The sequence below is a fragment of the Lentzea roselyniae genome, from assembly GCF_039537795.1.
Lineage (GTDB): Bacteria > Actinomycetota > Actinomycetes > Mycobacteriales > Pseudonocardiaceae > Lentzea > Lentzea atacamensis.
On sequence record NZ_BAABBE010000017.1, the window covers coordinates 103,986 to 127,528 of the forward strand.

Below are 23,543 nucleotides of genomic sequence, written 5' to 3' on the forward strand. Positions count from 1 at the left end.
GGACCCGCCGCCGGATGCGCGAGAGAACGGCGGGCCCCGCAGACTTTGGGACGGACCAGTTAAGGATCAGTACTGGCGCTGGGGGAGTGCGGCCTTGGCCTGCTCCTGGGTGAACGTGCCCTCTTCGGTCACGACCCGCGGCGGCACCTGCTCACCCTTGACGACCTTCTTGGTGAGCTCCATCAGCTGCTTGCCCAGCAACGGGTTGCACTCGACGATGAAGTTGATCTCGCCGTTGGCCAGCGCCGTCATGCCGTCCTTCACCGCGTCGACGGTGATGATCTTGATGTCCTTGCCGGGCACCTTGCCGGCCGCCTTGATCGCCTCGATGGCACCCAGGCCCATGTCGTCGTTGTGCGCGTAGACGACGTCGATCTTCGGCTGGGACTTGAGGAACGCCTCCATGACCTGCTTGCCGCCGGAGCGGGTGAAGTCACCGGTCTGCGAGGCGACGATCTTGATGTCGGGCTTGGAGGCGATCTTCTCCTCGAAGCCCTTCTTGCGGTCGATCGCGGGCGCGGCGCCGGTGGTGCCCTGCAGCTCGACGACGTTCGTCGGACCGGTCGCGTTGGCGACCATCCAGTCACCGGCCTTGCGGCCCTCCTCGACGAAGTCCGAGCCGAGGAACGTCTTGTACAGCGACGTGTCGTCGGAGTCGATCGCGCGGTCGGTGAGGATCACCGGGATGTTGGCGCGCTTCGCCTCCAGCAGCACGGTGTCCCAGCCGGTCTCGACGACCGGGCTGAAGGCGATCACGTCCACCTTCTGCTGGATGTAGTTGCGGATCGCCTTGATCTGGTTCTCCTGCTTCTGCTGAGCGTCGGAGAACTTGAGGTCGATGCCGGCGGCCTTGGCCTCGTCCTGGATCGACTTGGTGTTGGCGGTGCGCCAGCCGCTCTCGGCTCCCACCTGGGCGAAGCCCATGGTGATGGTGTCGCCGGACGAGCCGGTGCTGTTGCCAGCACCGCCAGAGCCAGAGCCGCACGCTGTCAGCGCGCACAGCGCGATCACGCTGGCGGCTGTCGTGATCTTCTTCAGCACAGGGATTCCTCCGAGGTGACTACGGTGTCGCGGAGCCCGCCGCGGAGTCCGCGGCTGTCAGGTGGACAAGAGTGAACGCTCACATCGGCCTCGTCAACCCTTCGACCATAACGACTTGTGAGCGTTGACCCAGGGTGATGGTCGTCGTATGTTAGCGCTCACTTTTGCTGGGAACTTCCAACGCCGGGAGCTCAACCCATGTCCCCCAGGCACGTTCTGCTGTCGGCCGCACTGGCGGCCTCCCTGCTGGCAGCTGTCCCCGGTTCCGGAGCGGCGGCCGAGACCGACTACACCCTGAAGGTGGACGCCACCAAGAAGGGCGCGTCGATCGACGACACGATGTACGGCGTCTTCTTCGAAGACATCAACCGTGCTGCCGACGGTGGCCTCTACGCCGAGCTCGTCCAGAACCGGTCGTTCGAGTACGACCAGGCCGACAACGCTTCGTACAACAGCCTGACCTCGTGGGCACCACACAGCGGCACCGTAGACGTGGCCGACGACGACGGCCGGATGAACGAGCGCAACCGCCGCTACCTCAAGCTCGGCCTGCCCGCGGGCGTCATCAACTCGGGTTACAACAGCGGGATCGCGGTCAAGGAAGGGCAGCGCTACGACTTCTCCGTCTGGGCGCGCACCGACCAGGCCGCCACGCCCCTGACCGCCACGATCACCGATCCGGCGGGCAACCCTTTGGGTGACCCGGTGAAGCTCGAGGTCAAGGGCGACGGCTGGACCCGCTACACCGGTTCGGTCCGCGCGAGGAAGGCGACGACCACCGGCAGGCTGCTCGTCACCGGCGGTGGCACCGGGACCCTGCGCCTCGACATGGTCTCGCTGATGCCCCAGGACACCTTCAAGGGTCACGGGCTGCGTCGCGACCTCGCCGAGAAGATCGCCGCGCTGAAACCGGGCTTCGTCCGGTTCCCCGGCGGTTGCCTGGTCAACACCGGCAGCCACTACGGCTACGACGCGCCGAACTACGAACGCCGCCGTTCGTACCAGTGGAAGGACACGATCGGCCCGGTCGAGCAGCGCGCCACGAACTGGAACTTCTGGGGCTACAACCAGTCCTACGGCCTCGGCTACTACGAGTACTTCCAGTTCTCCGAGGACATCGGAGCCATGCCGCTGCCCGTCGTGCCCGCGCTGGTCACCGGTTGCGGCCAGAACCGCGCCACGGACGACCCCGCGCTGCTGCAGCGGCACATCCAGGACACCCTCGACCTGATCGAGTTCGCCAACGGTCCCGCCGACTCGACCTGGGGCCGCAAGCGCGCCGAGATGGGGCACCCCAAGCCGTTCAAGCTCACCCACCTCGGGGTCGGCAACGAGGAGAACCTGCCGGACGAGTTCTTCGCCCGCTTCACCGAGTTCCGCAAGGCCATCAACGCGAAGTACCCGGACATCACGGTCGTCAGCAACTCCGGTCCCGACGACACCGGCGGCACGTTCGACCGGCTGTGGCAGCTCAACAAGCAGGCCGGCGTGAAGATGGTCGACGAGCACTACTACAACAGCCCGAGCTGGTTCCTGGAGAACAACAACCGCTACGACTCCTACGACCGCAACGGTCCGAAGGTGTTCCTCGGCGAGTACGCCTCCCAGGACAACAAGTGGTTCAACGCGCTGAGCGAGGCCTCGTTCATGACCGGTCTCGAACGAAACGCGGACGTCGTGAAGCTCGCTTCCTACGCGCCGTTGCTCGCCAACGAGGACTACGTGCAGTGGAAGCCGGACATGATCTGGTTCAACAACCACGCGTCGTGGGGCTCGGCGAGCTACGAGACGCAGAAGCTGTTCATGACCAACGTCGGTGACGAGGTCGTGCCCAGCACCGCGTCGGCCACGCCGTCCACCCAGGCGCCGATCACGGGCGCGATCGGCCTGTCCACGTGGGCCACAGCCGCGACCTACGACGACGTGCGCGTCACCAGCGCGTCCGGCCAGCAGCTGTTCAGCGACGACTTCTCCGGCACCGACGCGAAGTGGACCAAGACCGGCAAGGGCACCTGGAACGTCGTGAACGGCGCCTACGTCCAGTCCGACGCCGCCGCGGAGGACACCCTGGTGACCGCCGGCGACAGGAACTGGCGCGACTACACGCTGAACCTCAAGGCCACCAAGCAGGCCGGTCGCGAGGGCTTCCTCGTCGCGTTCGGCGTCCAGGACACCGGCAACTTCTACTGGTGGAACCTCGGTGGCTGGAACAACACCCAGTCCGCAGTGGAGAAGGCCGTCGGCGGCGGCAAGAGCACGCTGATGAGCAACGGCACCCGCGTCGAGACGGGCCGTACCTACGACGTACGGGTCGAGGTGCGCGGACGGCACGTCGCGCTGTTCCTCGACGGCATCAAATGGGGCGAGTTCACCGACGACAAGCTCGCGGAACCGTTCCGCCAGGTCGTCACCCGCGACCTCGCGACCGGTGAGCTGATCGTCAAGGTCGTCAACGCCCAGGACAACGCCGCCCGCACCAAGGTCGACCTCGGCGTGCCGGTGGCGTCGACGGCGAAGGTGACCGTCCTGCAGGGCCGTCCCGACGACGTGAACACCGAGTTCACCCAGCCCATCAAGCCGCGCACCACGCAGATCAGCGTGCGCAGCGCGTTCACCCACACGTTCCCGCCGAACTCCATCACGGTCTTCCGCGTCAAGGACAGGAGCCGCAAGTGATCGACCGCAGGTCCCTGCTGCGCACCGGTGGCGTGCTCGCCGCCGTCGGTGCGGTACCCCTCGCGGCCTCCGCCCCTGTCGTGGCCGCGCCGCAAGCCCCTGCCGAACTGCCGACCCGCAACCCGCTGGTCGAGCAGCGAGCCGACCCGTTCATCACGCCGCCGACCGACGGCAGGTACTACCTGACCGGGTCCGTGCCGGAGTACGACCGGATCGTCGTGCGTGGGGCGTCCACGTTGGACGGCCTGGCCTCGGCGCGTGAGCGGACCATCTGGCGTCGGCCGGCCACGGGCAAGATGGGTGGCTACATCTGGGCGCCGGAACTGCACCGCATCGACGGCAAGTGGTACATCTACTTCGCCGCCGGGGACAAGGACGAGCCGTTCCGCATCCGCACCTACGTCCTGGAGTCGGCCAACGCCGACCCGCGTCAGGACGGCTGGGTGCTGCGCGGTCAGATCGTCACGCACCTGGACACGTTCACGCTGGACGCGACGACGTTCGCGCACCGGGGGAAGCGCTACTTCCTGTGGGCGCAGAACGAGCCGAGCGTCGGCTCCGGCACCAACCTCTACATCGCCGAGATGGCCTCGCCGCTGGCGTTGAAGACCGCGCCGGTGCGCATCGCGACGCCGACGCTGTCGTGGGAGGTGCAGGGCTTCCGGGTGAACGAGGGGCCCGCGGTGCTGGTCCGCAACGGCCGCGTGTTCGTGACGTTCTCGGCCAGCGCCACCGACGCCCGTTACTGCATGGGCCTGCTGACCGCCGACGAGAACGCGAACCTGCTCGACGCGCGGGCGTGGACCAAGTCCCCGCAGCCGATCTTCGCGACTCACGTGCCGACGTCCCAGTACGGGCCGGGGCACAACTCGTTCACGACGGTCGGCGACATGGACGTGCTGGTCTACCACGCACGCGACTACCGCGACATCAACGGCGACCCGCTGTTCGACCCGAACCGGCACACCCGCGTGCAGCGGTTGCACTGGAACGCCGACGGCACGCCGAGCTTCGGCGTCCCGGTCGGCGAGGGCGGCCCGATCTCGCGGCTGGCCACACTGGACGGGCTGCACGTGCGGCACTACGAGTACCGGCTGCGGGTGGACGGCAACGTCCGCGAGCTGGCCGACTCGCAGTTCCGGTTCGTCCCCGGATTCCTCGGCAACGACACCGTCGCGCTGCAGTCGGTGAACTTCCCCGACCGGTACGTGCGGGTGGACGGCGACGTCATCCGCATCGACCCGTTCGAGGACTCGGACGCCTACGGCCGCGCGGCGAGCTTCCGGCGGGTGCCGGGGCTCGCCGACAGCAAGGCGGTTTCGTTGAATGTTGGAGCAGATTCTTATCTCATCCACGACCGAGGCAGACTGGTGGCCGGCAAGCCCGGAAATGACCGCGACGCGCGCCGACGTGCGACGTTCCGGCTTGAATAGCGGTCACAATGGGTGTGCTGAATCAGGGCTGACGGGTGTTATCGCTAACATCATCGGTCTAGACCAAGGATCGGAGACCGTCTGTGGATCAGAAGACCACTCGTGACCCCGCGATGACCGACGTCGCCCGCCTCGCAGGGGTGTCCCACCAGACGGTCTCGCGTGTCCTCAACGATCACCCGAACGTCCGCGAGCAGACCCGCCTGCGGGTGCGGGCCGCCATCAAGGAGCTGGGTTACCGGCCCAACAGGGCGGCTCGTGCGCTGGTCACGGGCAAGACGCAGCTGATCGGCGTGGTGGCGCAGAACTCGACGCTGTACGGCCCGGCCTCGCTGTTGTCCGCCTTCGAGGAGGCGGCGGGCGAGGCGGGGTTCGCGGTCAGCGTCGGCAGGGTGAAGGTCCTCGACCGCGAGTCGATAGCAGCCGCTGTCGAACGCCACCGCGACCAGCGCGTGGCCGGGATCGTGGTGATCGCGCCGAACTCGTCCGCGGCCGACGCGCTCGCGGACGTGCCGGCGGAGCTGCCGCTGGTAACGGTGGACGGCGACCCGGAACGGGCGACGCCGCTGGTCACCGTCGACCAGGGGGTCGGCGCGTACGACGCCACCACCCATCTCCTGGACGCCGGGCACCAGACCGTGTGGCACGTCTCCGGCCCCACCGACTGGTTCGACGCGGCAGGCCGCGTGCAGGGCTGGCGCCGGGCGCTGGAGCTCCACGACCGGGAGGTGCCGCCGGTCATGGCGGCCGACTGGAGCGCCTCGTCCGGGTACAAGGCAGGGCAGATGCTGGCGCGGATGCCCGAGGTCACCGCGGTGTTCGCGTCGAACGATCACCTCGCGCTGGGCGTGCTGCGCGCGATGCACGAGCGCGGCAGGCGGGTGCCGCACGACGTGAGCGTCGTCGGGTTCGACGACGTGCCGGAGGCGGCGTACTTCATCCCGCCGCTCACGACGGTCCGCCCGGACTTCGCCGCGGTGGCGCGGGAGACGCTCGGCCTGCTGCTGGAGCAGGTCAGCGAGGGTGAGTCGGCGCGGCCGAGGCGGACCATCGCCCCGGTGCTCGTGCAGCGCGAGAGCGTGGCGCCACCCGCCTAGCCCGCCTGTCAGCTGGGCTGACGGACCCCGGCCGGTACCTCACCGGCCGGGGTCCTTTGTCGTGCGTTCACTCTGCTGCACAACACCGGCCCTATCAAGGCTTTCACCTCTTTCGGATCGCATCTTGACGCGCGGAATGTTAGCGATAACACTCAGGTCGTGACTGACAAGACGATCCATCCCGACGCCTGTGTGGTGGGCGTCGACTACGGCACCCTGTCCGGTCGCGCGGTGGTCGTCCGCGTCCGCGACGGTGCCGAGCTCGGCACCGCTGTGCACGCATACCGCCACGGCGTGGTGGACAGCGCTCTGCCGGCGACCGGCAAGGCCCTGCCGCCGGAGTGGGCCCTGCAGGTCCCGTCCGACTACGTCGACGTCCTGCGGACCGCCGTCCCGCAGGCCATTGAGGACGCCGGTATCGCGCCGCAGCTCGTCATCGGCATCGGCACGGACTTCACCGCCTGCACGATGGTCCCGGTGAAGGCCGACGGAACGCCGCTGTGCGAGCTGCCGGAGTTCGCGGGCAACCCGCACGCCTACATCAAGCTGTGGCGTCATCACGCCGCCCAGCCGCAGGCCGACCGCATCAACGACCTCGCCCGCGACCGCAAGGAACCGTGGCTCCCGCGCTACGGCGGCCTCATCTCCTCGGAGTGGGAGTTCGCCAAGGGCCTGCAGGTCCTGGAGGAGGCGCCCGAGGTCTACGCGGCGATGGAGCACTGGGTCGAGGCCGCGGACTGGATCGTCTGGCAGCTCACCGGCCAGTACACCCGCAACGCCTGCACCGCCGGGTACAAGGGCATCCACCAGGACGGCGCGTACCCGAGCGAGGAGTTCCTCGCCGAGCTCAACCCGGCGTTCGCGAAGTTCGTCGCCGACAAGCTCGACCACCCGCTGTCCGCGCTCGGCGACCGCGCCGGGTCGCTGACCGCCGAGGCAGCTGCGTGGACCGGCCTGCCGGAGGGGATCGCGGTCTCGGTCGGCAACGTCGACGCCCACGTCACCGCGCCCGCCGCGCAGGCGGTCGAGCCCGGCCAGATGGTCGCGATCATGGGCACCTCGACGTGTCACGTGATGAGCGGCTCGGTGCTGCGCGACGTGCCGGGCATGTGCGGTGTGGTGGACGGCGGGATCGTGCCGGGCCTCTGGGGTTACGAGGCGGGGCAGAGCGGTGTCGGCGACATCTTCGCGTGGTTCGTGAAGAACCAGGTGCCGCCCGCCTACCACGAGCAGGCGCGCGAGCGCGGGATCTCCGTGCACGAGCTGCTCACCGAGCTGTCGGCCGGCCAGGCGCCCGGCGAGCACGGGCTGATCGCGCTCGACTGGCACAGCGGCAACAGGTCCGTGCTGGTCGACCACGAACTGTCCGGTGTGATCCTCGGGCAGACGCTCGCCACGAAGGCGGAGGACGTCTACCGCGCACTGCTGGAGGCCACCGCGTTCGGCACGCGGGTCATCGTGGACACGTTCACCGACGCCGGTGTGCCGGTGACCGAGCTGGTGATCGCGGGCGGGCTGATGAAGAACGCGCTGCTGATGCAGATCTACGCCGACGTTCTCGACCTGCCGCTGTCGGTGATCGGTTCCGCGCAGGGACCGGCGCTCGGCTCGGCGATGCACGCGGCGGTCGCCGCGGGCGCGTACGAGGACATCCGCGCGGCCGCGGCCGCCATGGGTTCGGTGCGGCGCAACGTCTTCACGCCGATCCCGGAGAACGTAGAAGCCTACGAACGGCTTTTCGTCGAATACCAGGAGTTGCACGACCACTTCGGCCGAGGTGGCAACGATGTCATGCGCCGGCTGCGCAGGTACCGCCGTGACGCGCTGGAGGGGAAGAACTGATGTCCGCCACGGCAGAGCTGCGGCGCACGGTCGCCGACCTGCACCGCGAACTGACCAAGTACGAGCTGGTGATCTGGACCGCGGGCAACGTGTCCGCGCGGGTTCCCGGCCACGACCTGATGGTGATCAAGCCGTCCGGGGTGTCCTACGACGAGCTGGGGCCGGACGCGATGGTCGTGACCGACCTGCACGGCAACCTGGTGGAAGGTGAGTTCGCGCCGTCGTCGGACACTGCGGCGCACGCATACGTTTACCGCCACATGCCCGAGGTGAACGGTGTCGTGCACACGCATTCCCCTTACGCCACAGCGTGGGCAGCCCGGGGTGAGCCGATCCCGTGCGTGCTGACGATGATCGCGGACGAGTTCGGCGGCGAGATCCCCGTCGGGCCGTTCGCGTTGATCGGTGACGACTCGATCGGCCGCGGCATCGTGGAAACGTTGAGCACCAGCAGGTCCAGCGCCGTGCTGATGCGCAACCACGGTCCGTTCACGGTCGGCCCGACCGCGCGTGCCGCGGTGAAGTCGGCCGTGATGCTGGAGGACGTCGCGCGCACCGTCCACTTCGCACTCCAGCTCGGCAAGGCCCCCGTCATCGACCAGCAGGACGTCGACCGGCTTTACGAGCGCTACCAGAACGTCTACGGGCAGTGAGCCCACGAGGAGAGCACATGTCGTTCGCGGGCAAGCCGCAGGTCTGGTTCCTCACCGGCAGCCAGCACCTCTACGGCCAGGAGACGCTCGACCAGGTGGCCGCGCAGTCCCAGCAGATCCAGCGAATGCTCGCGGATTCCGGCCGGATCAGCGCCGAGATCGTGTGGAAGCCGGTCCTCACCGACGCCGCCGCGATCCGCTCGATCATGCAGACCGCGAACAACGACCCGTCGTGCGTCGGTGTGATCGCGTGGATGCACACGTTCTCGCCGGCCAAGATGTGGATCACGGGTCTCGACCTGCTGCGCAAGCCGTTGCTGCACCTGCACACGCAGCTCAACGAGGCGTTGCCGTGGTCCACCATCGACATGGACTTCATGAACCTCAACCAGGCCGCCCACGGCGACCGGGAGTTCGCGTACGTCCAGACGCGCATCGGCGTGGCGCGCAAGACCGTTGCCGGGCACGCCAGCGACCCGCAGCTGGCCGAGCGGATCGACGGCTGGGCTCGTGCCGCGGCCGGCTACGCGCACATGCGCTCGTTGCGGCTGGCGCGGTTCGGCGACAACATGCGCGACGTCGCGGTGACCGAGGGCGACAAGGTCGAGGCGGAACTGCGGTTCGGTGTCTCGGTGAACACCTACGGCGTCAACGACCTCGTCGAGGTCGTGGATGCCGTGTCGGACGCGGACATCGACCTGCTCGTCGCCGACTACGCCGAGGCGTACCGGCTCGCTCCCGAGCTGGCGCGCGGGGCGGAGCGGCACGCGTCGCTGCGGTACGCGGCCCGCATCGAGATCGGTTTGCGGTCCTTTTTGGACGACGGCGGTTTCGGCGCGTTCACGACGAACTTCCAGGACCTGGGCGGGCTCCGGCAGCTGCCGGGTCTCGCGGTGCAGCGGCTGATGGCCGACGGCTACGGCTTCGGCGGTGAGGGCGACTGGAAGACCTCGGCACTGCTCGCCGCGGTGAAGGCGATGGGCGCGGGCACCGGCCGCGGCACCTCGTTCATGGAGGACTACACCTACCACTTCGGGCCGGGTGAGCCGAAGGTGCTGGGCGCGCACATGCTGGAGGTGTGCCCGACGATCGCGGAAGAGGTGCCGTCCTGCGAGATCCACGCGCTCGGCATCGGCGACAGGGAAGACCCGGTGCGGCTGGTGTTCGACGCGTCGCCCGGCCCTGCCGTGGTGATCGGTCTCGCGGACCTCGGCGACCGCTTCCGGTTGGTGGCCAACGAGATCGAGGTCGTCGCACCGGACGAGCCGCTGCCGAACCTGCCCGTCGCGCGGGCGGTGTGGCGGCCGGCGCCGTCGCTCTCGACGTCCGCCGAGTGCTGGCTCACGGCCGGCGGCCCGCACCACACGGTGCTGACCCAGGCCGTCGGACCCGAGACGCTGCACGACTTCGCCACGATGGCGGCCACCGAACTGGTGCTGATCGACTCGTCGACCACGCCCGCCCAGTTCGGTGACCGGCTGCGCTGGAACGCGGCCTACCACCGCCTGGCGGCCGGAATGCGCTGACTGAGGTCGCCGGCGTAGAACACGGCGATCCGCTTCCACGTCGCGACGGGGTTGGAGTACATCGGGAGATGCCCGCTGTGGGGGATCTCGGCGAGCTCCACCCCGTGCGCGTCGAGCAACGGCAGATAGGACAGTGAAGCGCACTCTTCGCCGTAGAGGTACATCTTCGGGATGGGGAGTGCGATGAACTTGTTGAGCAGGTCTCCGTGGTCGGCGAGCTCGATCACGGACCTGAAGATGCTGTCCACGGCTCCGCGCCGGACCTTGTGCGGCAGGTTCGCCGCGTACAGCCCGCCCGAGTAACCCGGTGCGAGGCGCAGGCTTTCGACGAACCGGAGGAAGGCGTCGCCTGGTTCCTGGTGGGACAGCACGTGCCTGATCCCCGCGCAGTCCTCAGGAGCCAGCGTGCCCTTGATGTTGACGAAGCTGAGCACCCGGCCAGGCTCGCGGTGTGCGAGCAGGAGTGCCGTGAGGCCACCGAGTGAGTGCCCGACGACGTGGTACCGGCCGATGCCCGCACGGTCGAGCACCGCGCGTGCGGTGTCCACCAGGAACGGCACGTCGATCGCCCCGAGGTCGGCGCACTCCGACGCACCGCAGCCCGGTGCGTCGTACGTGAGGAACGAGCGGCCCGCGAAGTCGTGCCGCTGCGTGATGTCGGTGTAGTCCTCCTTGCTCGTGCCGAAGCCGTGCATGAACACGATCGGCTCGTCGGCGCCGCCGCGGCGCACCGCGGCGATCTTGAGGTTCACGCCGTGGACTCTCAGGCGAAGTTGTTCGTGCACGGCTCTGTGCCCGGATGGCATGGCTTGTCCCCGAATTCTGCGCAGGTGCGGGTCTGCGGTAGAGGTCGCCAGCATGGCATCTGCTGTGAACGCTCACAAGTGGTTGAACCCTTGACGGTCCCGGTCCGTATCCCGGTATGCCGGCAGATCACATCCACTGATTCGTAAGGGTTCGAAATGTCGAGAGCACATGCAAAACCAGAGCGACGCAAGCGAGTGCTCATTGCCGGAGTCGCCGTTGCCGCGACCCTGACCGCCGGGACCGCGATCGCCGCGTTCGCCGCAGGTGAGGGCAACAACAGCGGTGGCCAGTCGATCGCCTGTCCGCAGCCCGTCGTCCCCGCTGTCCCTGCTCAGGCGCAGGCGGAGGTGCAACGTGAACTGGCCAATCTGGACAAGCAGATCGCCGAGGCGAACAACCGGTTGCGCACGTCGGCGGGCGAGGGCGGACCCAATTTCGTGCAGAACGCGATTCTCGGTCCACTCGCGAGCAAGCGGGTGGCCGCGCTGAACCGCATCGAGACCGCCATCGGCCGTGTCGCGGCGAAGCCGGAGGGCCTGGAGAGGTTCGCGACCTGCGGACTCGGCCAGGCACCCGCGGTGTCCGCGCCGCCGCCGACGACGTCGCGAGCGTCGTCCGGCACCGGAAACGGAAACAACTCGAACGCAGGAAATGGTTCGAACAGCGGATCGTCCGCGGCCGGCCAGACGATCGAGTGCCCGCTGCCCGTCGTGCAGAACGTTCCCGCCCAGGCCAAGGCCGAAGTGGACCGGGAGCTCGCGAATCTCAGCAAGCAGCAGGCGGAGGCGAACGAGCGGCTGCGCACGTCGGTCGGTCAGGGCGGGCCGAACTTCGTGCAGAACGCGATCCTCGGGCCGCTGAAGGACAAGCGCGTTGCGGCGCTGAACCGCATCGAGACCGCCATCGGCCGGGTCGCGGCCAAGCCGGAAGGCCTGGAGCGTTTCGCTACCTGTTCGCTCAAGTGACCCTCCTCGGGGCTTGAGCGTTCAGAGCCGCCTCTCCTCGGGGGTGAGCGTTCCCAGGGGGCCTGCCGAACGGACGCGCCACCGTTCGGCAGGACCTTTCCGGCCTTGACGCACCAGGTGGTCCTCGGTAGATGTTAGCGCGCACATCGCCTGTTCGACGGAGAACCGATGACCAGATTCCCTGCATTTCTCGCCGCCTCGGCGCTCACGATGTCCACTGTGGTCTCCAGCGGGGCACCCGCCACGGCCGCCGTGGAATCCGTGACCGTGCGGCCGGATCCGACCTATCAGCAACAATCGTTCCAGGGCTGGGGCACGAGCCTGGTCTGGTTCGCGAACGCCACCGGCGGTTACCCCGACGAGATCCGCAACCAGCTCGCGGAGCTGTTGTTCGGCGAGGACGGGCTGAACCTCAACATCGCCCGCTACAACATCGGCGGCGGCAACGCTCCTGACGTGCCGTCGTACCTGCGCGCGGGCGCGGCGGTGCCCGGCTGGTGGAAGGCGCCGGAGGGCACGAAGCGCACCGACACCGACTGGTGGAAGCCGAACGATCCCCGGTACTTCGACGCGTCGGCGGACCCGCACCAGCGCTGGTGGGTCGACCGGATCAAGTCGAAGGTCACGAAGTGGGAGACGTTCAGCAACTCCCCGCCGTGGTTCCAGACGGTCAGCGGCTACGTGTCGGGCGGCTTCGACGCCACCGCCGACCAGCTCCGTGAGGACCGCATCAAGGACTTCGCCGCGTACCTGACGCAGGCGACCGCCGAGCTGGAACGCGCGCACGGCATCAAGGTCCAGACGCTGGACCCGTTCAACGAGCCCAACACCCCGTACTGGAGCACCAAGCTCGGCCCGGACGGCAACCCGACGGGTGGCCGCCAGGAGGGCGCGCACATGAGTCCGGCGCTGCAGGCGAAGGTCGTGCCCGCAGTCGCGGAAGCGTTGCGCGCCAAGCGGTTGAAGGCCGTCGTCTCCGCGCCGGACGAGACCAACCCCGGCCTCTTCGCGGACGACTGGGCCGGCTACCCGGCTTCCGTGCGTGCGCAGGTGGGCCAGTTGAACGTGCACACCTACGGCCAGGACCGCCGCACGTCCGCCCGTGACATCGCCAAGGCCGCGGACAAGACGTTGTGGATGAGCGAGGTCGACGGGTCCTGGGGTTCCGGGCAGAGCTTCACCGCCATGGACTCCGGCCTGGGCATCGCCGCGCGCGTGATCGACGACATCCGCGAGCTCGAGCCGCGCGCCTGGCTGCTGTGGCAGGCGATCGAGGACTACGACAACATGAAGCCGGGTGGCGAGTCGCCGAACGGCATGAACTGGGGTGTCGTCCAGATCCCGTTCAACTGCGGCCAGCAGGACACGCTCGCGACCTGTCCCGCCCGCGTCAACACCAAGTTCCACACGCTGCGGAACTTCACCCACTACGTGAAGCCCGGCGACCGGATGATCAAGGTCAACACCAAGTCGGACGTTGCGGCGATGCGCAACAACGAGCTGAAGACGGTCGTGCACCTCAACCAGTCCGAGCAGCCGCAGTCCGTGACGCTGGACCTCTCGGGCTTCGCGTCGGTGCGGTCGAACGCCTCCGTGCGGCCGATCGTGACCGACATGTTCGGCGCGCTGGTGAAGGGCGCCGCGGTGCGCGTCAAGGACCGCAAGGCGACCCTCACCGTGCCCGCGCGGTCGGTCGTCACGTTCGACGTCAGCGGTGTCAGCGGCCTCAACCGCGATGACGCACTGGCCGGCGAGTACCGCCTGACCGGTGTGCAGAGCGACAAGTCCCTTGCGCCTTCCGGCACTTCGCTGGTCCAGCGCACGACGAACGCGGCTGCGCGCGACCAGGTGTGGCGGCTGGAGCGGCGCACGGGCGGCTACGGCAACGACGTCCAGTTCTCCGTGGTGAACGCCGCCACCGGCCAGCGGATCGCCGCTGTGGACGGTAACGCGACGTTGATCTCCACCGACAGTCCTGCTGCGAGGTGGGTGTTGTCGTCGACCGGCGACGACAGCTGGACGTTCGTCAACGCCGCGACCGGATCGCTGCTCGACGTCGTCGGCGAGTCGCGTGAGGACGGCGCCAGAATCGGTTTGTACCACGCCACTTCCGGTGCGAACCAGCGGTGGACGGCTTCCAAGGCCCGATAGTTTCAGGAGTTGACGGTGGCGCGCAGCCATTTGCTGGTGTTGTTGGTACTGCTCACCGGAGCGTGCACGGCTGACCCGGCCGCGCCGCCACCGTCTTCCCGGTCCCCTCAGAAACCGCCCACGCTCATCAACGAGGTGGTGCCCCCGCAGAACGTGCTCACCGTGGTGCGCGACGTGATCGACGGCCGCACGGTAGAACTGGCCGACGGCTCCCGCGTCCGCATCTCGCTGCTCGCCGCGCCCGCCGCGTGCTGGTCGGAGAGCGCGCTCACGTTCGCCAGGACGACACTGCTCGCGAGGTCCGTCCGCTTCACCGGGCTCACCCCCGGCGAGGTGCACATGGAGCTGGAGGACGGCACCGACTACGCCGTCCTGGCCGTGCAGCAGGGCGCGCTGCGCCCGGAAGGCGTCGACGGCGGACCGCTGATCAACGCCGAGGCTGAGGCCTCCGCCGCCAAGCGGGGCCTGTGGGGCCCGCCCTGCAACGGCTCCGCCACGTCCAAGCCCTCGCCTTCGCAGGCGCTGACCATGCCTTCTTCTCCGGCGACGCCGTCCAGCCCGGCGGCGCCCACCACGACCACTCCGCCGCCGCCACCGCCGCCGCCCGCACGAGGGTGCGCCGTCGCCTACCGGATCACGGGCCAGTGGAACGGCGGATTCCAGGCGAATGTGACAGTGCGCAACACCGGCACCAAGACGGCCAACGGCTGGACGCTGCGCTGGAACTTCGCGGCCGGCGAGAGCGTCAGGGAGATGTGGAACGCCTCGGCGCGGCAGTTCGGCGCGACCGTCAGCGCCGTGAACGTCGGCTACAACCCGCAGATCGCCCCCGGCGGTTCGGTGCAGGTCGGGTTCAACGGCAACTCGCGCGGACCGCACTCGGCGCCGACGGCGTTCACGTTCAACGGGGAGCAGTGCTCGGTCGAATGACCGATCGCCGGAGCAGGCACGTTCCACGGCCGGCTTTGACGGCGCGACCGGCAGCGATCACGATGGCGGCGTGACACGACGATCTTCCTCCACGCCGAGCATCCGCGACGTCGCGGCGGCCGCCGGCGTCTCGTACCAGACCGTGTCACGGGTGCTGAACGACTCGCCGAGGGTGAACGCCGACACCCGCAGGCAGGTGCTCGACGCGATCGAACGGCTGGGCTACCGCCCCAACCGGGCGGCTCGCGCACTCGGGTCCGGGCTCTCCAGCACGGTGACGGTGGTGGTCGCCAACACCACGCTCTACGGCTATGCCGCGACGTTGCAGGGCATCGAGGAGGCCGCGCGATCGGCGGGCCTCGCTGTCGGGGTGCGGGTGGTGGAGTCGGACGCACCGGCCGACGTCCAGCACGCGGTCGAGCACGTGAGCGATCCCAACGCCGGTGGCGTCGTCGTGATCGCGTTCGACACCGCCGGTGCCGAGGTGCTGCGGGCACTGCCCGCGAAGGTGCCCGCCGTGGCCGCGACGGAAGCCGGTGGGCTCGTGGGTGTCACGCGGTCGATGGTCTTCCTGGACGAACGCCAAGCGGCTGTCGACGCGACCAGGCACCTGCTGGAGCTGGGGCATCGCACCGTGCACCACGTCGCGATCCCGTCGGAGAGCGGCACGAGCGCCCGCCAGTCGGGGTGGCGCGCCGCGCTTGAGGCGGCCGGCGCGCCCGTGCCGGGGGTGGTGCCGGTCGGGTGGGACGTGCGGTCGGCCTACCTCGCGGGAGCGCGGCTGGCGGCCGACCCGGACGTGACGGCGGTGTTGTGCGGCAACGACGACACGGCGCTGGCGGTCCGCCGCGCGCTCTACGAGGCGGGCCGGGACGTGCCGGGGGACGTGAGCATCATCGGGTTCGACGACGTGCCCGGCGCCGCGTACTGGACACCGGCGCTCACGACCGTGCGGATGGACTTCGCCGCGCTGGGGCGGGCGTGCCTGGCCGCGATCGTGGCCGAGGTGGCGGGTGAGCCCCGGCAGGTGACGGCGCTCGCGCCGCCGGAGCTCGTCGTTCGCGAGTCCACCGCACCCCCGCCGTAACAACTGGGTAACACACCTGCAGAGCGGCCACGGCCTGGACGACATCGCCCTCGTCGCGGAAGGTGCGCGGTCCGTCGTCGGTGTCGACTTCAGCTCGGTGGCGGCCACCGCGGCGCAACGCCGGGCGGACGAGCTGGGCGCGAACTGCCGCTACGTGGTCGCCGAACTGCCGGGTGCCCCGCTGCGGGACGGGTGCGCGGATCTGGTCTACACCGGCAAGGGTGCGTTGATCTGGATGCCGGACCTCGACGCCTGGGCCGCGGACGTCGCTCGGCTGGCGAGACCCGGCGGGCACCTGTTCGTGCACGAGGCCCATCCGATGGTGCCGCTGTGGACGTGGGACGAGGACGAGCCGAGGATCCGGCCGGATCGCGGGTACTTCGAGCGGTCGCACGTCAACGACACGTTTCCCGCCAACGGCGCGGTGGAGTGGCAGACGACGCTCGCCGGGATCATCACCGCCGTGCTCGGCGCCGGGCTGGAGCTGCGGCACGTGGCCGAGCACCCGGAACCGTTCTGGCGGTGGGGTGATCTCGACGCGGCGGCGTGGCGGGGACAGCTGCCGAACACCTTCACGTTGCTGGCCCGCAAACCGTCCTGGGGCACCGGCCCTACGGGGCCGGTGCCGTGGTGCCGCGCGGGACGTAGCGGGCGGTGGGGGACCAGCGCGGCGTGACGGGGTCGCCGCCGATGCGTTCCAGCACCGACTCCGCCACCGACACGCCGAACTGGTGCACGTCGACGCTCATCGTGGTCAGCGCGGGGGAGGCCAGGCGGCACAACGTCGAGTCGTCCCACGCCACCAGGCTGAGCCGCGCCGGCACGGCGACGCCCAGCGACGCGGCCGCGGCCAGACCCGCCACGGCCATCACGTCGTTGTCGTAGAGGATCGCGGTGGGCGGCTCTGGCCCGCTCAGCAGCGCGGTCGTCAGCTTGGCGCCCGCCTCCTCCGAGTAGTCGCCCTCGACGATCACCGGCTCGACACCGGCCTCCGCGCAGCCCGAGAGCAACGCGGCCGTGCGGGCTCGCGTGTGCTGCAACGCGGAAGGCCCGGTGACCCTGGCGATTCGCCGATGGCCCAGTTCGAGCAGGTGCCCGAGGGCTTCGGCGACCGGACCGGCGTGGTCGGTGCGGACGGCGGGCAGGTCCGGATCGTCGCCGACGACCACGGCCGGCAGCCCCAGTTCGCGCAGGACGGCCGGGCGTGGATCGCCCACCACGGGATTGACCACAACGGTCGCGTCGACCAGACCGCGTCCGGCCCACCGGCGATACGCGGCGATCTCGGCCTCGTGGTCGGCCACGACGTGCAGCAGCACCGAGAGGTCGCGTTCGGCCAGCCGTTCCTCGATCCCCGCGATGAACTCCATGAAGAACGGCTCGACGCCCAGCAGCCGCGCGGGCCTGGCCAGCACGAGCCCGACCGCGCCGGTCGGCGAGCCGCCCACTACGGCACCACGCCGAGGTCGTTGGCACAGCGCAGGACCAGCGGGTCGGTGAACGCCGCGGGGTCGACCACGGCGTCCGTGCGGATTCCGAACACGCGAACCTCTCCGGCGAGCATCGGCACGAGCATGTCGTCCACGACGGCGTCGGGTGCGACGCGGTCGGCCAGGATCGCCACGTCCTGCGCGAACGACGTGGCACGCACCTCGACCTCGTAGCCGCCGTGCACGGCTTCCGCCTGGGCGACCAGGGGAGCCGGGTGGTACGCCAGCTGCGAGTCCGGCCGGAACGCGTGGATCGCGCGGGCGTCCGCGGTGGTCGCCACCATCACCTCCGCGTCCTCGTGCACCGGCTCCAGCAGCGGTTCGTCCAGGTCCAGCTCGACGGCCGACCGGGGCGGCACCGTTCGGCGCAGTCTAGTCAGGTGCAACGTGACGCCGCGGAACGTCTGCCGGTCGAGGGTGATGTGCGCGTCCCACGGCTCGTCGTGGTCGTTCACGGCGATGAGCACGAGCCGGCCGTCGCGTGGCTGGAAGGTCAGGATGCGGGGAGCGAAGGCGTGCCGCAGCCCGTACCACAGCGGCTTCAGGCGTTCCTCGCTGTCGATCGCCGCCCACGACGTGACCGGCCAGCAGTCGTTGAGCTGCCAGACGACCGCGCCCGCCGTGCGCGGCCACCAGGAGCGGAAGTGCTCGATGCCGAAGCTCACCGCCCGCGCCTGGTTGAGCTGCGTCGCCCAGTGCCAGTCCGGGAACCGCTGCGGCACCGGCAGGTGCGCGGCGAGACCGCGGTCGAGCTTGCCGTTGCCGTCCTCGGCCTTCTGGTGGGTCAGGAAGCTCGGCGAGGACGGCGTCAGCGGCTGGTCGTGGATCCACCGCGTGAGAGTGGACCACGTCGGCGGCCCCTGGAACCCGAACTCCGAGCAGAACCGCGGCACGTGGTCGCGGTAGTGCGTGTAGTCGACCTCGTTCCAGACCTGCCAGTCGTGCCGGGTGCCGTGGTTCTCGTCGTTCGGGTGCAGGCCTTGCACCGGGCTGTACGGGCTGCTGGGGCAGTAGAACCGGGTCGGGTCGAGCTCGGCGACGATCCGCGGCAGCAGTTCGGTGTAGTGACCGAGTCCCCAGGTCCTGCCGTCGAGCTGCCACGGCCAGCCCCAGTCGGCGTGCCCCCAGAGGTTCTCGTTGCTGCCGTTCCACAACGCCAGCGAGGCGTGCGACATCAGCCGGACGACGTTCTCCCTGGCCTCGGCCTCCAGCTCGCCGCGCACCGGCTCCTCCTCCGGATACGCGGCGCAGGCGAGCGGGAAGTCCTGCCACACCAGGACACCGCGCTCGTCGCACACGTCGTAGAAGTCGTCGGACTCGTAGATCCCGCCGCCCCACACGCGCAACAGGTTGACGTGCGCGTCCACGGCCTGGTCGACGCGCCGCGCCAGCCGGTCGCGCGTGATCCGGGTCAGGAAGTGGTCGTCGGGAATCCAGTTGACGCCCTTGACGAAGACGGGCTTGTCGTTGACGACGATGGTGAACGGCGTGCCGATGTCGTCCGGCGTCGTGTCGACGGTGATCGTGCGGAACCCGATCCGCCGCGTCACACCGTCCACTGCGCCCGATCGACCGCGCAGGACGGCCTCCAGGTCGTAGAGCGGTTGCGGGCCGTACCCCACCGGCCACCACAGCTCGGCGTCCGGCACGTCGACGCGGGCGGTCACGGTGTCCTGCCCGGCCGGGATGACGACGGTGTGCTCGCACGAACCCACCGTGATCTCCAGCGTCAGGTTCTCGCCGGCGTCGTCGGCCCACTCGATGACGGCGTGGACCTCGACGTGGCCGGTGCCGTCCGGCGAGACCGTCACGACCGGGCGCACCTGAGCCAGCCTGGCGGTGTGCCAGCGTTCCAGCCGGACCGGCCGCCAGATGCCCGCGGTCTGCAGGTCCGGTCCCCAGTCCCAGCCGAAGCTGCACGCCATCTTGCGGATCATGTTGAACGGGTGGGCGTTGACGTGCGGACGGCTGCCGAGCCCGGCCTCGATCTTCTCGGCGTGCGCCAGCGCGGACGAGAACGACACGGTGAGGTCGTTGCCGCCGTCGACGAGGAACCGCCGGACGTCGAAGCGGTAGCTCCGGTGCATGTTCGCGGTGTGGCCGAGGAGATGGCCGTTGAGCTCGACGGCGGCCACGGTGTCCAGTCCGTCGAACACGAGGTCCACCCGCTGGCCGGACGTCACCGCGGCGGCCAGGAACGTGGTGCTGTACCGCCAGTCCGCGCGGTGCATCCACGTCAGCTCCGCCTCGGCCTGGTCGAGGAACGGGTCGGTGATCAGCCCGGACGCCAGCAGGTCGAGGTGGGTGCTGCCGGGCACCGTCGCGGGCACCGTCCTGCCCCTGATGTTGTCCGGCACCTCGGTCGTCGTCGCGGTCAGCTGCCAGCCGTCGTGCAGGTACTGGCGGATCAAGGCTGTCCTCCCTGGCGGAAGCGGGCTTCTGGGTCGGGTGCGGCGGCGGCGAGCCGGCGGGTGTACGGGTCCTGCGGACGCATGAGCACGTCGTCGCTCGGCCCGCGTTCGACGATCCGGCCCTGGTGCATCACCAGGACCTCGTCGGAGAAGTGCCGTGCCGTGGCGAGGTCGTGCGTGATGTAGAGGACGGAGAGGTTCTCCTCGCGCTGCAGGCGGGCGAGGAGTTTGAGCACGCCCAGCCGGATCGACACGTCCAGCATGGACACGGGCTCGTCCGCGATGATCACCCTGGCACCCGGTGCGAGCGCGCGGGCGATCGCGATCCGTTGCCGCTGCCCGCCGGACAGCTCGTGCGGCCGCCGGGCCGCGAAGTCCGCGGTCAGGCTCACCTTCTCCAGCAGCCGCGGCACCTCCGAGCGCGGCCGCCCGTGCAGCCGCAAAGGCCGGGCCAGGTGGTGTTCGACGGTGTGGAACGGGTTGAGAGAGGCGAACGGGTCCTGGAAGATCATCTGCACGTGGTCGCGATAAGCCCGCCGTGGCACGGGTTCACCGTCCGGACCGGTCAGCACGATCTCCCCGGAGGTGGGACGGACGAGCCGGGCGATCATCCTCGCGATCGTCGACTTGCCGGAGCCGGACGCGCCGACGAGCGCGGTGGTCCTGCCGGCGGTGAGCGTGAACGAGACGTCGTCGACCGCTTGGAACCTGTGGAACTTCTTGGTTAGGCCGCGGACTTCCAGCGTGGTCATGTGATCAGCGCTCCTCGTTCGCCGGTCAGGCTGGGGAACGAAGCCAGCAGCTGACGCGTGTACGGGTGCTGCGGCCGGAGGTAGACGTCCTCCGCGGTCGCGTACTCCACGACCTCGCCGTCACGCATCACCGCGATCCGGTCGCTCAGCTCCAGCAGCAGTGGCAGGTCGTGGGTGATGAAGATGACCGCGAACCGCAGCTCGTCGCGCAAACGCCTGATCTCGTTCAGGATCTCCCGCTGCACCAGCACGTCGAGTGCCGTGGTGGGCTCGTCCATGATCATCACCTGCGGGTCGAGCAGCAGCGCCATCGCGATCATGACCCGTTGCCGCATGCCGCCGGACAGCTCGTGCGGGTAGGAACCGAGCCTGGCCGGGTCGACGCCGACGAGCCGGAGCACCTCCGCGCACCGCTCCTCCCGCTCCGCGGCGGGCATCGACGGCCGGTGGGTGCGCAACACGTCCTGCAGCTGCGCGCGGATCGGGGTGACCGGGTTCAGCGAGTTCATGGCGCCCTGGAACACCATCGAGAGCTGGGCCCAGCGGAACTGCCTGAGCTCTTCGGGCTCCAGCGCGAGAACGTCGACGTCGGCACCGTTGTGGAAGACGACTGATCCGGACGTGACCTCGGCCGGCGGCCGGTGCAGGCGGTTGATCGCGTAGGCGAGCGTGGTCTTGCCGCAACCGGATTCCCCGGCCAGGCCGAGGATCTCGCCCCGGCGCAGGGTCAATGACACGTCTTTCACGGCGTGCACCGGCGTCGCCGCCTGGTACACGACGTTGAGGTTCCTGACCGTGAGCACGGCGTCGTCGTCGACCGGGGCGATCTCCGCCTCGACCGCCACCACGTCCCGCCCGCGCCGCGCACGGTCGCGCAGCCGGGGGTTGATGATCTCGTCGATGCTGAAGTTGATGAGCGCCAGCGCCCCGCCGAACAGGGCGATGACGAGCCCCGGCGGCACGAACCACCACCACGCTTCCCGCTGCAGCGCGAAGCCGTTCTGGGCGTAGTAGAGCATCGTGCCGAGCGTCGACGAGTTGGCGGCGCCGAGACCGAGGAACGAGAGCCCCGCCTCGCTGAGGATCGCCAGCACGACGGCGAACACGAACTGGGAGGCGAGGATCGGCAGCAGGTTCGGCAGGATCTCCACGCAGATCACCCGCCAGGTCCTCTCACCGGACACCCGTGCCGCGGCGACGTAGTCCCTGTTGCGCAACGACAGCGTTTGCGCCCGCAGCACACGGGCGGCCGCGGCCCATCCGGTGATCGCCAGCACGAGCGCGATCGTCCACGTGCCGCGCTGGTCCGCCGGGACGAACCCGGCGACCACGATGACCAGCGGCAGGCCCGGGATCACCAGCATGACGTTGGAGAACAGCGAGAAGATCTCGTCGACGATGCCGCCCGCGTAGGCGCCGACGATGCCGAAGACGCCGGACAGCACGGTCGCCATGACCCCGACCAGCACGCCGATCCACAGCGACCCGCGGGTGGCATGGGCGAGCTGGGCGAGGACGTCCTGGCCGGTCAGCGTCGTGCCGAGGAGGTGCTCACCGCCCGGTGGCGTGAGGCCGATGTCCCTGATCGTGGCGGGGTCGCCGGTGAGCAGCGGACCGGCCAGTCCGAAAAGGACGATCAGGCCCGCCAGACCGAGGCCGGTGGCGAGCTTTCCGGATCTGATCACGACACGGTGCTCCGATCCCTCGTGCGGGCGTCGATCAGCCCGTACAGCAGGTCCACGACGAGGTTCGCGCCGAGCACCGCGATGGTGATCACCAGGAAGATCCCCTGCATGAGCGCGTAGTCGTTGTTCTGCACGGCCTGCAGCAGCTTCGACCCGATGCCGGGGTAGGAGAACACCTGCTCGGTGACGATCGACCCGGACACCACGAACCCGAGGGAGATGGCGAACCCGGCGACCGACGGCAGCACCGCGTTGCGTGCCGCGTACCGGATCATCGTCCGGCTGTCGGTGAGACCCTTGGCCCGCGCGGTCAGCACGTAGTCCTCCGACATCGCCGACACCATCATGTTGCGCATGCCCAGCAACCACCCGCCGATCGACGAGATGACGATCGTCAGCGCGGGCAACGTGCCGTGGTAGATCGCCGAGCCGATGAACTCGGGACTCCAGCCGGGATCCAGCACCACGTCGTAGCCGCCGTTGAGCGGGAACCAGCCGAGCCCCGACGAGAGCAGCGCGACCAGGATCAGCGCCAGCCAGAAGTACGGCACCGCCGACAGCACCGTGGTCGCGGGCACCAGCGCGTCGAGCCAGGTGCCGCGCTTCCAGCCGACGACCGCGCCGAGCCCCACGCCGAGCAGGAACGACAGCAGCGTCGCGAGCCCCACCAGCACGACGGTCCACGGCAGTGCGTCGCCGATCACGTCCGACACCTTGGCCGGGAACGCGCTGACCGACACCCCGAGCTCGCCGCGCAGCAGGTTGCCCAGGTAGGCGAAGTACTCCGCGGCGAACGACTCGCGCCCGCCGGTGCCGAGCAACGTCTCGTAGGCCGTGCGCGCGGCGGGATCGACGCTCCCGCCGCGCTGCTGGAGCTTGGCCATCAGGATGTCCACCGGGTTGCCCGGCAGCATCCGCGGGATGACGAAGTTCAGCGTCACCGCCGCCCACAGCGCCGTCAGGTAGAAAGCGAGCTTGCGCAGGTAATAGCCCATCG

At 69.4% G+C, this 23,543-nt stretch carries 18 protein-coding genes; 11 read left to right on the top strand and 7 right to left on the bottom strand.

The features are described 5' to 3' along the window. Positions 1-66: 66 nt before the first annotated feature. Complete coding sequence (locus ABFX45_RS28380) at positions 67-1,041, bottom strand: ABC transporter substrate-binding protein (RefSeq protein ID WP_112225799.1); 975 nt, start codon at positions 1,039-1,041, stop codon at positions 67-69. A 198-nt stretch (positions 1,042-1,239) separates the two neighbouring features. Here ABFX45_RS28380 and ABFX45_RS28385 point away from each other — a divergent pair, with 198 nt between their 5' ends. The 6 genes from ABFX45_RS28385 (at position 1,240) to araA (ending at position 10,268) form a co-directional block, all read left to right on the top strand. Beyond that, entirely contained in the window at positions 1,240-3,717 is a 2,478-nt protein-coding gene (locus tag ABFX45_RS28385) for an alpha-L-arabinofuranosidase C-terminal domain-containing protein (protein ID WP_346133156.1), read from the top strand. After that, a complete protein-coding gene (locus ABFX45_RS28390; RefSeq protein WP_346133158.1) occupies positions 3,714-5,150 on the top strand; it encodes a family 43 glycosylhydrolase in 1,437 nt (478 codons plus the stop codon). Before ABFX45_RS28385 ends, ABFX45_RS28390 begins: the two co-directional genes overlap by 4 nt. Before the next feature lie 83 nt (positions 5,151-5,233). Further along, positions 5,234-6,247 (top strand): LacI family DNA-binding transcriptional regulator, encoded by a 1,014-nt coding sequence (locus ABFX45_RS28395; protein WP_211337292.1) that lies wholly within the window; start codon positions 5,234-5,236, stop codon positions 6,245-6,247. A 159-nt stretch (positions 6,248-6,406) separates the two neighbouring features. Further along, positions 6,407-8,089 (top strand): ribulokinase, encoded by a 1,683-nt coding sequence (araB, locus tag ABFX45_RS28400; protein ID WP_346133161.1) that lies wholly within the window; start codon positions 6,407-6,409, stop codon positions 8,087-8,089. Beyond that, the gene (locus tag ABFX45_RS28405) at positions 8,089-8,742 is read left to right on the top strand and encodes an L-ribulose-5-phosphate 4-epimerase (protein WP_109636372.1); all 654 of its coding nucleotides are present in this window, start codon (positions 8,089-8,091) and stop codon (positions 8,740-8,742) included. The genes araB and ABFX45_RS28405 overlap by 1 nt, the downstream gene beginning before the upstream one ends. Positions 8,743-8,759: 17 nt before the next feature. Continuing rightward, positions 8,760-10,268, top strand: coding sequence for an L-arabinose isomerase (araA, locus tag ABFX45_RS28410; protein WP_109636373.1), 1,509 nt, complete (start codon positions 8,760-8,762; stop codon positions 10,266-10,268). Here araA and ABFX45_RS28415 read toward each other — a convergent pair. Beyond that, positions 10,238-11,020 (bottom strand): alpha/beta fold hydrolase, encoded by a 783-nt coding sequence (locus ABFX45_RS28415; RefSeq protein ID WP_211337293.1) that lies wholly within the window; start codon positions 11,018-11,020, stop codon positions 10,238-10,240. The genes araA and ABFX45_RS28415 overlap by 31 nt on opposite strands. A 249-nt stretch (positions 11,021-11,269) precedes the next feature. On the opposite strand from ABFX45_RS28415, the gene ABFX45_RS28420 reads away from it, so the two are divergent. From ABFX45_RS28420 to ABFX45_RS28440, 5 genes are all read left to right on the top strand, one after another. Beyond that, a complete protein-coding gene (locus tag ABFX45_RS28420; protein ID WP_346133164.1) occupies positions 11,270-12,040 on the top strand; it encodes a hypothetical protein in 771 nt (256 codons plus the stop codon). A gap of 168 nt (positions 12,041-12,208) precedes the next feature. Then, complete coding sequence (locus ABFX45_RS28425) at positions 12,209-14,191, top strand: RICIN domain-containing protein (RefSeq protein ID WP_346133166.1); 1,983 nt, start codon at positions 12,209-12,211, stop codon at positions 14,189-14,191. A 15-nt stretch (positions 14,192-14,206) separates the two neighbouring features. Further along, the gene (locus ABFX45_RS28430) at positions 14,207-15,121 is read left to right on the top strand and encodes a cellulose binding domain-containing protein (protein WP_346133168.1); all 915 of its coding nucleotides are present in this window, start codon (positions 14,207-14,209) and stop codon (positions 15,119-15,121) included. A 70-nt stretch (positions 15,122-15,191) separates the two neighbouring features. Beyond that, positions 15,192-16,208, top strand: coding sequence for a LacI family DNA-binding transcriptional regulator (locus ABFX45_RS28435; protein ID WP_109636377.1), 1,017 nt, complete (start codon positions 15,192-15,194; stop codon positions 16,206-16,208). Between the two features lie 34 nt (positions 16,209-16,242). Beyond that, positions 16,243-16,884: a class I SAM-dependent methyltransferase gene (locus ABFX45_RS28440; protein ID WP_346133272.1), complete on the top strand. Its 642-nt coding sequence runs from the start codon at positions 16,243-16,245 to the stop codon at positions 16,882-16,884. Here the strand turns inward: ABFX45_RS28440 and ABFX45_RS28445 are convergent. The 5 genes from ABFX45_RS28445 to ABFX45_RS28465 are packed head-to-tail and all read right to left on the bottom strand — an operon-like array spanning position 16,820 to position 23,541. Then, positions 16,820-17,656, bottom strand: coding sequence for a LacI family DNA-binding transcriptional regulator (locus tag ABFX45_RS28445; RefSeq protein ID WP_109636385.1), 837 nt, complete (start codon positions 17,654-17,656; stop codon positions 16,820-16,822). The genes ABFX45_RS28440 and ABFX45_RS28445 overlap by 65 nt on opposite strands. Beyond that, entirely contained in the window at positions 17,656-20,109 is a 2,454-nt protein-coding gene (locus ABFX45_RS28450; RefSeq protein ID WP_346133171.1) for a glycoside hydrolase family 2 protein, read from the bottom strand. Before ABFX45_RS28450 ends, ABFX45_RS28445 begins: the two co-directional genes overlap by 1 nt. Further along, a complete protein-coding gene (locus ABFX45_RS28455) occupies positions 20,106-20,861 on the bottom strand; it encodes an ABC transporter ATP-binding protein (protein ID WP_109636387.1) in 756 nt (251 codons plus the stop codon). The genes ABFX45_RS28450 and ABFX45_RS28455 overlap by 4 nt, the downstream gene beginning before the upstream one ends. Then, positions 20,858-22,546, bottom strand: coding sequence for a dipeptide/oligopeptide/nickel ABC transporter permease/ATP-binding protein (locus ABFX45_RS28460; RefSeq protein ID WP_346133173.1), 1,689 nt, complete (start codon positions 22,544-22,546; stop codon positions 20,858-20,860). Before ABFX45_RS28460 ends, ABFX45_RS28455 begins: the two co-directional genes overlap by 4 nt. Continuing rightward, complete coding sequence (locus ABFX45_RS28465) at positions 22,543-23,541, bottom strand: ABC transporter permease (RefSeq protein ID WP_109636389.1); 999 nt, start codon at positions 23,539-23,541, stop codon at positions 22,543-22,545. Before ABFX45_RS28465 ends, ABFX45_RS28460 begins: the two co-directional genes overlap by 4 nt. Positions 23,542-23,543 lie beyond the last annotated feature (2 nt).